The organism is Corallococcus sp. AB049A (assembly GCF_003668885.1).
Taxonomy (GTDB): domain Bacteria; phylum Myxococcota; class Myxococcia; order Myxococcales; family Myxococcaceae; genus Corallococcus; species Corallococcus interemptor.
On the sequence record NZ_RAWL01000311.1, the window covers coordinates 1 to 10,551 of the forward strand.

12 protein-coding genes are annotated in these 10,551 nt (G+C 71.0%); 4 read left to right on the forward strand and 8 right to left on the reverse strand.

The annotated features are described in order from the left end of the window. The 3 genes from D7X55_RS27665 to D7X55_RS27675 form a co-directional block, all read left to right on the forward strand. On the forward strand, positions 1 to 1,231 hold a 1,231-nt coding region (locus D7X55_RS27665), incomplete at its 5' end, for an HD domain-containing phosphohydrolase (protein WP_121724617.1). A gap of 103 nt (positions 1,232 to 1,334) precedes the next feature. After that, complete coding sequence (locus tag D7X55_RS27670; RefSeq protein ID WP_120549664.1) at positions 1,335 to 1,676, forward strand: DUF971 domain-containing protein; 342 nt, start codon at positions 1,335 to 1,337, stop codon at positions 1,674 to 1,676. Positions 1,677 to 1,710: 34 nt separating this feature from the next. Then, a complete protein-coding gene (locus D7X55_RS27675; RefSeq protein ID WP_121724618.1) occupies positions 1,711 to 3,636 on the forward strand; it encodes a serine/threonine-protein kinase in 1,926 nt (641 codons plus the stop codon). 20 nt (positions 3,637 to 3,656) lie between these two features. On the opposite strand, the gene D7X55_RS27680 is transcribed toward D7X55_RS27675, so the two are convergent. The 5 genes from D7X55_RS27680 to D7X55_RS27700 form a co-directional block, all read right to left on the reverse strand. After that, positions 3,657 to 4,199 (reverse strand): ClpXP protease specificity-enhancing factor SspB, encoded by a 543-nt coding sequence (locus tag D7X55_RS27680; protein WP_120549655.1) that lies wholly within the window; start codon positions 4,197 to 4,199, stop codon positions 3,657 to 3,659. A 36-nt stretch (positions 4,200 to 4,235) separates the two neighbouring features. After that, on the reverse strand, positions 4,236 to 4,721 hold the full coding sequence (gene smpB, locus D7X55_RS27685; protein WP_014398822.1) for an SsrA-binding protein SmpB: 486 nt from the start codon (positions 4,719 to 4,721) through the stop codon (positions 4,236 to 4,238). Positions 4,722 to 4,738: 17 nt separating this feature from the next. After that, a complete protein-coding gene (gene panC / locus D7X55_RS27690; protein WP_121724619.1) occupies positions 4,739 to 5,593 on the reverse strand; it encodes a pantoate--beta-alanine ligase in 855 nt (284 codons plus the stop codon). A 2-nt stretch (positions 5,594 to 5,595) separates the two neighbouring features. Continuing rightward, on the reverse strand, positions 5,596 to 6,504 hold the full coding sequence (panB, locus tag D7X55_RS27695; protein WP_120549657.1) for a 3-methyl-2-oxobutanoate hydroxymethyltransferase: 909 nt from the start codon (positions 6,502 to 6,504) through the stop codon (positions 5,596 to 5,598). A 174-nt stretch (positions 6,505 to 6,678) separates the two neighbouring features. Next, positions 6,679 to 7,320: a deoxynucleoside kinase gene (locus D7X55_RS27700; RefSeq protein ID WP_120549658.1), complete on the reverse strand. Its 642-nt coding sequence runs from the start codon at positions 7,318 to 7,320 to the stop codon at positions 6,679 to 6,681. A gap of 182 nt (positions 7,321 to 7,502) precedes the next feature. On the opposite strand from D7X55_RS27700, the gene D7X55_RS27705 reads away from it, so the two are divergent. Then, the gene (locus tag D7X55_RS27705) at positions 7,503 to 7,790 is read left to right on the forward strand and encodes a hypothetical protein (protein ID WP_120549659.1); all 288 of its coding nucleotides are present in this window, start codon (positions 7,503 to 7,505) and stop codon (positions 7,788 to 7,790) included. Between the two features lie 6 nt (positions 7,791 to 7,796). Here D7X55_RS27705 and rsmA read toward each other — a convergent pair whose 3' ends face one another. From rsmA to D7X55_RS27720, 3 genes are all read right to left on the reverse strand, one after another. Beyond that, positions 7,797 to 8,654, reverse strand: coding sequence for a 16S rRNA (adenine(1518)-N(6)/adenine(1519)-N(6))-dimethyltransferase RsmA (gene rsmA, locus D7X55_RS27710; RefSeq protein ID WP_121724620.1), 858 nt, complete (start codon positions 8,652 to 8,654; stop codon positions 7,797 to 7,799). A gap of 10 nt (positions 8,655 to 8,664) precedes the next feature. Then, positions 8,665 to 9,663: a tRNA (adenosine(37)-N6)-threonylcarbamoyltransferase complex transferase subunit TsaD gene (tsaD, locus tag D7X55_RS27715; RefSeq protein WP_121724621.1), complete on the reverse strand. Its 999-nt coding sequence runs from the start codon at positions 9,661 to 9,663 to the stop codon at positions 8,665 to 8,667. 52 nt (positions 9,664 to 9,715) lie between these two features. Continuing rightward, the coding region (locus tag D7X55_RS27720; protein WP_147470226.1) for a tetratricopeptide repeat protein at positions 9,716 to 10,551 on the reverse strand (836 nt) is incomplete at its 5' end.

Genomic DNA, 10,551 nt, shown 5'->3' on the forward strand with positions numbered 1-10,551 from the left:
GGCCTTCCCCGTGGGCGACCCGGTGCAGGGCTACATGGCCGCGGACATCACGCTCGCGGGACTGCGGCAGATGCTGGCCCAGGAGCGCGTGGGCAGCACCGGCTTCGCGTACCTGGCGGACCGGCACGGACGCTTGATTACGGGCGGCGGCGGCCTGGGCGCGGTGGGCGACGACGTGTCGAAGCGGCTGCCCCTGGCGCACCTGCTCAAGCAGCGCGAGGGCACGCCCGACACGGAGCTGTTCCACGTGGGCAACTTCGGCGAGGGGCGCGAGGCGGTGGTGTCCGCGTACTCGGTGCTGCCGGAGGCGGGCTGGGCCATCGTGTCCGAGCAACCGGTGGAGAACGCCTACCGCCAGGTGGAGTCGATGGAGCGGCGCATCCTGCTGGGCCTGGGCGGCGCCATCCTGGTGGCGCTGGTGCTGGCGGCCATCTTCTCCCGGAACCTCACGCAGCCCTTGAAGACGTTCATCGCCACGTCGCTGGAGCTCGCTCGCGGCAAGTTCGGCGTGGAGGTGCACCTGAAGCAGAAGAACGAGCTGGGAGAGCTGGCCCAGACGTTCAACTACATGAGCAAGCAGCTCATGGCGTACGACATGGAGACGCGCGGCCTCTACGAGAGCCTGGAGAAGGGCTACCTGGAGACCATCGTCGCGCTGGCCAACTCCATCGACTCCAAGGACGCGTACACGCGCGGCCACAGCCAGCGGGTGGGCGACGTGGCGGTGGAGATTGGCAAGGAGCTGAAGCTCACCGAGCGCGAGCTGCGCCAGCTGCAGTACGGCGGCATCCTCCACGACATCGGGAAGATTGGCATCCCGGAGAACATCCTCTGCAAGCAGTCCCGGCTCACCGACCAGGAGATGTCCCTGATGCGCGAGCACCCCGCCATTGGCGACGCCATCATCGGGCCGGTGACGTTCCTGGGGTCGGTGCGCGCGTGCGTGCGCCACCACCACGAGCGCTGGGACGGCACGGGCTACCCGGACAAGCTGAAGGGCGAGGCCATCCCGATGCTCGCGCGCATCGTGGCGTGCGCGGACACCTTCGATGCGTGCACCTCCACGCGCCCGTACCAGAAGGCCATGCCGCTGGAGAAGGCGATGGAGATTTTGGACAACCTGAGCGGCGCGCAGCTGGACCCCAAGGTGGTGCAGGCCCTGCGCGCGGTGCTGGCCCAGCGGGGCGTGCGGCTGGAAGGCCACCGGCAGCCCGTCAAGCTGGCTTCCTGAAGCCCTGGCTCCCCGGGCCGTTTCGCTTTCCAAGGCAGGTCGCCCTCCCCGCCGGAAGGATGGTAGGGAGGGGCTGCTGCTAAAGCCTTGGAAGGTGGATTCGGTGAGCAATTTCTGGGATCGCATCAAGCCCGCGCCCAAGCCCGTCAGCGCGACGGATGCGAAGCTGTCCGCGGACGGCGAGTCGCTGACGCTGACGTGGGACGACGGCGTGACGACGTCCGCCACGGCGCAGGTGCTGCGCCAGCAGTGCCCGTGCGCCGCGTGCGTGGACGAGTGGACGGCGAAGCGCACGCTGGACCCCTCGCAGGTGCCCGCGAACCTGCGCGTGCTGCAGATGCAGCCGGTGGGCAACTACGCGCTCGCGTTCGTCTTCAGCGACCAGCACACCACGGGCATCTACCCGTGGAAGCACCTGCGCGAAATCACCCAGTCGCAGGGGTGAGCGCTTCCCCGCCGCGCCTTTTCCGGAGGTCCCTGTGACGTCGCGCTATCGGCTGCTGCAACCGCTGGCCACGGGTGGCATGGCGGAGCTGTTCCTGGGAGTGGCGAAGGGCGCGGAGGGCTTCGAGCGCACCGTGGCCATCAAGCGCGTGCTGCCGCACCTGGCGCGCGAGCCGGACATCTCGCGGATGTTCGTCTCCGAGGCGCGGCTGGCCATGCTGCTGCAGCACCAGAACATCGTCACCGTGCATGACGTGGGGGAGAGCGCGGAAGGGCTCTTCCTGGTGATGGAGCTGGTGGACGGCTGGGACCTGGGCGCGCTGATGCGCGCGGTGACGCGCCAGGGGCTGCGGATTCCTCCGCACCTGGCGGTGTTCATCGTGAGCCAGGCACAGGCGGGATTGCAGCACGCGTACCGGCGCCAGCACGACGGCCAGTCCGTGGTGACGGCGCACCGGGACGTGTCCCCGTCCAACCTGCTGGTGTCGCGCGAGGGCGAGGTGAAGGTCACCGACTTCGGCATCGCGCGGCTGGCGGGCCTGTCGCGCACGGAGCCCGGGGCCTTCAAGGGCAAGGTGCCGTACGCGGCGCCAGAGGTCATCCGGGGCGAGCCGGCCACGGCGCTGAGCGACCAGTTCTCGCTGGGCATCATCCTGGCGGAGCTGCTCGCGGGGCAGCACCCCTTCGGGTCGTCCGCGGCGGAGCCGATGGCGGTGGCGTACTCCATCCTCAACCGCGCGCCCGCGTCGCTGCCAGGCGTGCCGGCGTCGCTGGCCACGCTGGTGCTGCGCATGCTGTCGCGCGAGCCGGAGGGCCGCTTCCCGGAGCCGGAGGACGTGTCGGAGGCGCTCGCGCGCTGGCTCGCGCAGACGGGAGAGCCCGCGTCGTCGCACGCGCTGGCCACGTTCCTGCGCGGCGTGCGGCTGCCCATGTCCGTGGGTGAGGTGGCCCGGGCCGCGATGGCGGAGGACCCCGCTTCGACGTCCGCGTCGTTCGTGATGTCCGCCGTGCCACGCGAGGGCGTGGACACGGGGCGCATTCCCTCCGCGTCCGGCGCGGCCTCCGCCACGGTGGCGTATGGCGCGGCTTCGGGCGGCGCGCTTGGAGCGCCCGCCGGGTGGAAGCCTCCTCCGGCGGCCGTCCCCATGGGCGCGGAGGAAGAGGAGCCGTGGAGCCCGCCGACCGGAGGCGTCTCGCTGTCCGCGTCCGGCGCCGTGGTCCACACCTGCGCCCTCTGCGGGTCGGCGCTGGAGTCACCGGAATCGCCCTGTGAGTCCTGCACGCGCGGGCCCTCCTCGGACCCAAGCGCCGCGAGCGCGGCACCCCGGGCAACGGGTGCCGCCTCCTCGCGGCCTCCGGCGAATGCGCCCACGTCCGCTGCGCCTCGGACTCCAGCGAACATGCCCCCGGCTCGCGGGCCAGCGAACACCGCGGCCTCGCGCGCGCGGACGAACGCGCCCTCCCCCGCCCCGGCGGATGCGCCCGCGCAGGCCATCTCCGACGTCGAAGAGGCGGAGCGGATGAACCGGCCCAGCATCCGCCAGGCGGCCCAGGGCGACCTGGAACTGGAGGCGCGCGCGCCCCGGACGGAAGACACCCCGCATTGGGAGTTCGAGCCCGTGGCCCCCGCCCGTCCCAAGCGGCACTGGGGGTTGGCGGTGGCGCTGCTCGGCATCGCGGCGGTGCTCGCGGGGGGCGTGCTGTTCGCGTGGCCCCGCTACGAGCTTCAGGTAAAGCGCGCGCTCGGGTTTCCGACGCCGCTCCTGTCCATCCACAGCGAGCCCTCCGGCGCCACCGTCCTGGTGGACGGCGTGGAGGTGGGCGTGACGCCCATCGCGATGGACAACCTCTACCCCTCGCGCTCCATCACCGTGCAGCTCAAGCTCAAGGGCTACCGCCCCTGGTCGGGCACGTTCATGGGCGGCCGGAAGGCGGACGTGGAGGCGGAGCTCAAGCGCTGACGCGCCGCCTCAAGTCCGGCCTACTTCACCAGCCGCAGGTGGCCACGGCGCGGCGGCTGCGGCTCCTCCGGCGGGCCCCCTTCGGGAGGAGGCGGCGGAGCGGCTTCCGGACGCGACTCCGGCTCTTCGCTCCGGTCCACCTGCACCTCACGCAGGAACGCGCGGGGCCTTTCGGCGGCCACGGGCACCGGCGCGGGCGGCGGCGGACGCGCGACGGAGGCGGACGCGACGGGGGGCTGCTGGAGCAGCTCCGGCGGCATCTCCTCCGGGTACATCCAGAACTCCTTCGTCACGTGGCTGGCGATGGCGAACAGCGCCGACCAGGGCACCGCCACCGTGAAGCGCGAACCGGAGAAGCTCAGCGTGCAGCGCACGCCCCACTCGCCCACCGTGAGGTCGGGGGGCTCGAAACGGTAGGAGAGGTTGAGGCGCAGGTGCGCTTCGCCTCGGAGGCTGGCGGGGACGAGCACGCCGGGGCGGCGCGCGTCCAGGTGGATCATCACCATGCCCTGGTCGAGCGCGGCCAGCAGCCGCTCCTTCTTGTCGGAAACCTTCTTGTCCATTCCAGCCTGTCCAGCGGGGGAATTGCGGGAGCGCCCTCAACGGCGGCGCACTTCCCGGTCCATCTCCCGCTTCGTCTCCCGTTCCTTGATGTCGTGGCGGCGATCTTCGTGCGTCTTGCCGCGGCACAGGCCCAGCTCCACCTTGGCCCGCCCCTTCCTGAAGTACAGCACGAGCGGGATGATGGAGTAACCGCGCTCGCGCACCTTCGCCGTCCACCGGTCGATCTCCGCCCGGTGCATCAGCAGCTTCCGGCCCCGGGTGGGAAGATGGTCGAAGACGCTGGCCGCCTTGTAGGAGCCGATGTGGGCGTTGAGCAGGAACAGCTCCGTGCCCTTCTGGAGCGCGTAGGCGTCCGACAGGTTGGCCGTTCCTTCACGCAACGACTTCACCTCGCTCCCCGTGAGCTCCAGCCCGGCCTCTATCTTCTCATCCACCGTGTAGTCGAAGCGCGCACGCCGGTTCTCGGCAATGAGCTTCACCCCCGGCTCCGCACCCACACCCTTCGACTTTCCAGCGGCCATAACGTGTCCCGGGTCTCCTAACCGGCCAGCGGCATGTTGTCGATGAGCCGCGTGGTGCCAGAGAAGGCCGCCACCAGCATTCGCGCCGTCTGCCCGGGCGCCACCGTGTCCAGGGGGGAGAGCGTCCCGGCGTCCCGAACCTCCACGTAGTCCTCGCGAAGGCCCACCGCCTGCAATTCACGGCGGGCGGCCTCCACCAGCGCTCGCGTGTCCCGGGTGCCGGAGGCAAGCAGGGCCTGGGCCGCCCGGATGCCCTTGGAGAGGGCGAGCGCCCGCTGGCGTTCATCCGCGGACAGATAGGCGTTGCGGCTGCTCATCGCCAGCCCGTCCGCCTCGCGGATGGTGGGCATGCCCACGATGTCCGCGCCCAGGTGCAGGTCGCGGTTGAGCGCCTTGATGACCTGGAGCTGCTGGTAGTCCTTCTCACCGAAGAGCGCCACGGCGGGCCGGAACAGCGCCAACAGCTGCGTGACGATGGTGGCGACGCCCCGGAAGTGGCCGGGACGCCGCTCGCCGCACAGCCCCTGGCTGACCTCCGTCACCTCCACGTAGGTCTGGTAGCCCGGGGGGTACATCGCCGCGGGCTCGGGCGCGAACACGGCGGACACGCCCGCGCTCGCGCATTTGGCCAGGTCCCCCTCGAAGTCGCGCGGGTAGCGCGCCAGGTCCTCGCGGGGGCCGAACTGCGTGGGGTTCACGAAGAGGGAGGCCGCCACCACGTCCGCGCGCCGGCCGCCCTCCCTCATGAGCGAGACGTGACCCTCATGGAGGAAGCCCATGGTGGGCACGAGCGCCAGAGTCTTTCCCTCCTTCTGGAGGGACGCGACCCAGGCCTTCACTTCGGCGACGGTGCGCAGGACGTGGGGCGCCATGGCTAGACCGGGGCTCCGTAGATGCCGCCGACCTTCTCCGCGGGCTCGCCAGCGCCTTCCGCGTCGGGGGCCACCGGCGTGGGCGTCACCAGCCGGATGCCCTTGGTGGCCTTGAAGCTGTGCTCCTCATCCGGGAAGGTGCCCGCGCGCACCTCGGAGAAGTACGTGTTCGCGGCCTCGGTGATGTTCCCGTGGAGGTTGGCGAAGCGCTTGACGAACTTCGGCTTGAAGTCCGGGTTCATGCCCAACAGGTCGTAGCAGACCAGCACCTGGCCATCGCAGTGCTTGCCCGCGCCGATGCCGATGGTGGGAATCTTCAGGCTCTGGGTGATGGTGCGCGCCAGCTCCAGCGGCACGCCCTCCAGCACCAGCGAATAGGCGCCGGCGGCCTCCAGCGCGAGCGCGTCATCCAGCATGCGGCGCGCGGCGTCCTCGTCGCGGCCCTGCACCACGTAGCCGCCCATCTTGTGGACGGACTGCGGCGTGAGGCCCAGGTGGCCCATGACGGGGATGCTGGCGCGGACGATGGCGCGCACGGTGTCGGCGAACTCGGCGCCGCCCTCCAGCTTCACGCTGCCCACGTTGCCTTCGGCGACGAGCCGCCCGGCGTTGCGCACCGCCTCCTGCGGCGACACCTGGTAGCTCATGAACGGCATGTCCCCCACCACGTGCGCCCGCTTCGCGCCGCGGCTCACCGCCGTGCAGTGGTAGATCATCTGGTCCAGGGTGACGGGCAGCGTGGACTCCTGGCCCTGGACGACCATGCCCAGCGAGTCACCGACCAGCAGCACGTCCGCGCCGCCCTCGTCGAGGATGCGCGCGAACGTCGCGTCGTACGCGGTGACCATGCAGATCTTCTGACCGGACTGCTTCAGGCGCTTCAGCGTGTGGATGGTGACCTTGTCCTTCACGGTTCACCTCCTGGGTGTGAGACGGGTGGGACGGCCGCGTGGAACGTCAGGCCCCTCGCCGTCCCAGGGGGGATCGCCGGAGGCCAGGGTTCCACGCGGATGCACTCTAACGCCCTCGGGGGCCGCGTGGGGGGATCACCGCACCCCGGCAGCCAGGCAGCCGGGCGGCGGCCGTCAACCCCGGCGGGACCGGGGGGTGTAGTGCTGCACGCCGGACTTCGCGTTCGCGATGACCTTGAGCAGATCCTCGCGGTCCTCCTCGTTGTGCACGAAGTCGATGTCCGACGTGTTCACCACGAGCAGCGGCGTGTCCGTGTAGTGCGCGAAGAAGTCGTTGTACGCGTGCGTGAGCGACTCCAGGTAGCCCGCGTCGAACTTGCGCTCGAACTCGCGGCCGCGCTTCTTGATGCGATGCAGCAGCACGTCCAGCTGGGCCTGGAGGTAGATGACCAGGTCGGGCTGCGGGACGCGGGGCCCCAGGGCCTCGAAGACGCGGTCGTAGAGGGCCAGCTCGTCCGAGGCCAGCGTGAGGTTGGCGAAGATGCGGTCCTTCGCGAACAGGTAGTCGCTCACGGTGACGGCGCGGAACAGGTCCTGCTGGAAGAGCTCCTGCTGCTGGCGGAAGCGCGACAGCAGGAAGAAGACCTGCGTCTGGAACGCGAACTTCTGCCGGTCCGCATAGAAGCTGGAGAGGAACGGATTCTCCTCCACCACCTCCAGGATGCGGCGGCTGCCCAGCCGCTCCGTGAGGAGGTTGGTGAGGCTCGTCTTGCCCACGCCGATGGGGCCTTCGACGACGATGTAGCGGTGGTCCATCGGCCCGAGGCCTCCGCCCCCGGAAAAGCCACGCATGAGACAGATGCGCGCGCGGGGGGCGGATAACACAACCATGCCCCCATGCATCCGGCAATTTTCGGCGGGCCACCCCACCCTTGCGCCCTCACGGGTCATCCCCTACGGTGCCCGCGAACACGCACGGCGGGAGCGACGGGCCACAGATGCGCGGCAGGCAGCGGGTGAAGACGGTGGTGGACCTGGTGGAAACGACGCAGGCGGCGCCCGCCGCCCGTCCGGCCACGGCCCCTCCCGCACCTCCGGTGGACGTGGATCCACTCTATGGCGTGGCCCTCCTGAAGACGGCCTTCGAATTGAAGCGCCGGCCGGAGGGCTCCGTGGACGAGGTCCTCAGCGCCGTGCTCGCGCGCCTGCGCATCAACGAGGACGAGTTCCGCGCCTACCTCGCCCAGCAGGGTGGGCTCCTGGCCGCGCTGGGCCAGAAGCGCTGAGCGTCCCTACGCCTCTTCCGGGGGCGGCGGCGCCATGGCGGTGACGGGGCCCAGGGCGCGCTCGATGGCGGCGAACTCCTCCGGGGCGAGCGTCTCCGCGCGGCGGCCCGGGTCGATGCCCGCCCTCTGGAGCGCGGCCAACAGCGCCTCCGGCGTTGCCAGGCCCTTGTCTGACTTGAGCGAGTTGATCAGCGTCTTGCGGCGCTGCGCGAAGCCGGCCTTCACCAGCCGGGTGAAGCGGGCCTCGTCCACCAGCGGCGCGCGGGGCTTCTTGAGCCGCGTGAGGCGCAGCACGGCGGAGTCCACCTTCGGGGGCGGATGGAAGCGCCACGCCTCCAGCGTGAGCACGTCCTCCAGGTCGAAGTGCAGGCCCAAGAGCACCGTGAGCAGGCCGTAGTCGCGGTTGCCGGGCTCCGCGGCCAGCCGCACCACCACTTCCTTCTGCAGCGTGAAGACGGCGCGCGAGATGTGGGCGCGCTGCGCGAGCACCTGGAAGAGGATGGGGCTGGTGAGGTGGTACGGCAGGTTGCCCACGAGCGCGATTTCGTCCGCGCCGGCCACCTGGGCGAAGTCCACCGTGGCGGCGTTGCCGGGCACCACGCGCACGCCGGGGATGGCCTCCTTCTCCAGCACGGCCACCATGTCGCGGTCGCGCTCCACGGCGGTGACGCGCGCGCCGGTGGCGGCGAGGAAGCGCGTGAGGTGGCCCAGGCCCGGGCCCAGCTCCACCACGGGTTCGCCCTCGCGCGGCGCGAGCGCGTCCGCGATCTCCTGGAGTGCGTCCGGGTCTCCGAGGAAGTTCTGTCCCCAGCTGTGCTTGGCCCGCAGGCCGTGGCGCTTGAGGATGTCGCGCGGAGAATCCACTTTGAGGCCCCTACTCCATGCGCCAGGCGGGGTCGGCCGCGAGGCGGAAATCACCGCGCAAGCCGCGGCGCCACGCTTCATACCCCGCGACGGCGATCATCGCGCCATTGTCCGTGCACAACCGCACCGGCGGCAGGAACATGCGCAGCCCCCGCTCCTCCGCGCGCTGCTTGCACAGGGCCCTGAGCCGCGAGTTCGCCGCCACGCCGCCGCACAGCACCAGCTGGTCATGGCCCAGCTTCTTCGCCGCGGCGACCAGCTTCTTGGACAGCACGTCCGCCACCGCCTCCTGGAACGACGCGCACAAATCGTGGAGGGCCTGCCCTTGCGGCACGCCGTGCTTCTGGACGTGGTGGAGCACGGACGTCTTCAGGCCGGAGAAGGACACGTCCAGGTTGTCGCCCGGCAGCGCGCGCGGGAAGCGGATGGCCTCCGGGTCGCCCTTCTGGGCCAGCTCATCAATGGGCTGTCCGCCGGGGTACGGAAGGCCCAGGATGCGCGCCGTCTTGTCGTAGGCCTCGCCCGCGGCGTCGTCGCGCGTGCGGCCCACGAGCCGGTAGTTCCCGTAGTCGCGCACCTCGTAGAGGCTGGTGTGCCCGCCGGAGACGACGAGGCCCAGGAACGGCGGCGCGGGCGCGTCCTCCAGCAGGCGGATGGCCAGCAGGTGCCCTTCCAGGTGGTTGGCGCCCACGAAGGGCTTTCCAGTGGCGAGGCTCAAGCCCTTGGCCACCTGGAGCCCCACGAGCAGCGCGCCGATGAGGCCGGGGCCGGACGTGACGGCGATGAGGTCCACGTCGTCCAGCGTCTTGTCCGCGCGCGTGAGGGCCTCGTGGACGACGGGCATCACCTGGACGATGTGGTTGCGGCTGGCCAGCTCCGGCACGACGCCGCCCCAGCGGCGGTGGATGTCCACCTGCGTGGAGACGACGTCCGACAGGACGCGCCGCCCGTCCTCCACGACGGCAGCGGCGGTTTCATCGCACGAGGTTTCAAGTCCCAGGACGAGCACGGCGACTCCGACAACAAGGGCGGGCAGGAGGCGGACGGGCCGCCTCCCCTGCTCATTTCATCCCGTTGAGCAGGGCGCGCACCTCTTCGGCCGACTTACCCGTCGGTTCGAGGAACAGATACTTCTTGTAGGCCTCGGCTGCTCGGGTTTGATCGCCGGAGAACTGCAGGGAGCTGCCCAGCCAGAACCAGGCCTTCGCGTTCTTGGGCTCCGCCTTGACGACGTCCTGGAGCAGCCGGGCCGCTTCGCGGTAGCCGGCCTCGCTGGTGCTGCTGTTGTTGGCCAGGGAGATGCCCAGGCCCGTCTTCGCCTCGATGGAGTCGCCGTCGAGCGCGAGCGCCTTGCGGTAGGCGCCGAGCGCCGACTTGAAGCTGCCCCGGGCCAGCGCCGCGCGGCCGTCCTTGATGTGGTCCGCGTAGGTGGCCTTCTGCACCACGGGCGGCGGCGCTTCCGGCGTGGGCGGCGGGGTGACGGCGACGGCGCCCGCGTCCGGGACGGCGGCGGGCTCCGGCGTGGCCACCTTCACCGGCGTGCCCGCGTCGATCTGCGCGTCCGCGGCCTTCTGCGGCGGCGCGCCCGCGTCGGTCTGGGCGTCGGCGGTCTTCACCGGCGGCGGCGTGACAGCCGGCGGAGGCGTCGTCGTCTCCGGAGGCTTGGGCGGATCCACGGGCTTCGAGGGCTGCGTCACCTGGGGCTCGGTGGGCTTGGGCGTCTCAGCGCTGCCCGAGCCCTTGGAGATGACCACCGCCGCCACGGCCGCGACCAGGAGCAGGCCGCCCGCGACGTAGAGGCCCGTGCGCTTGGGCTTCATCGCGGCGATGAGCGCCGCGTCGTCCTCGTCATGCGTGGGCTTCGCGCTCGCGGGCTTCGCGGGGGCCGCCGTGGGGG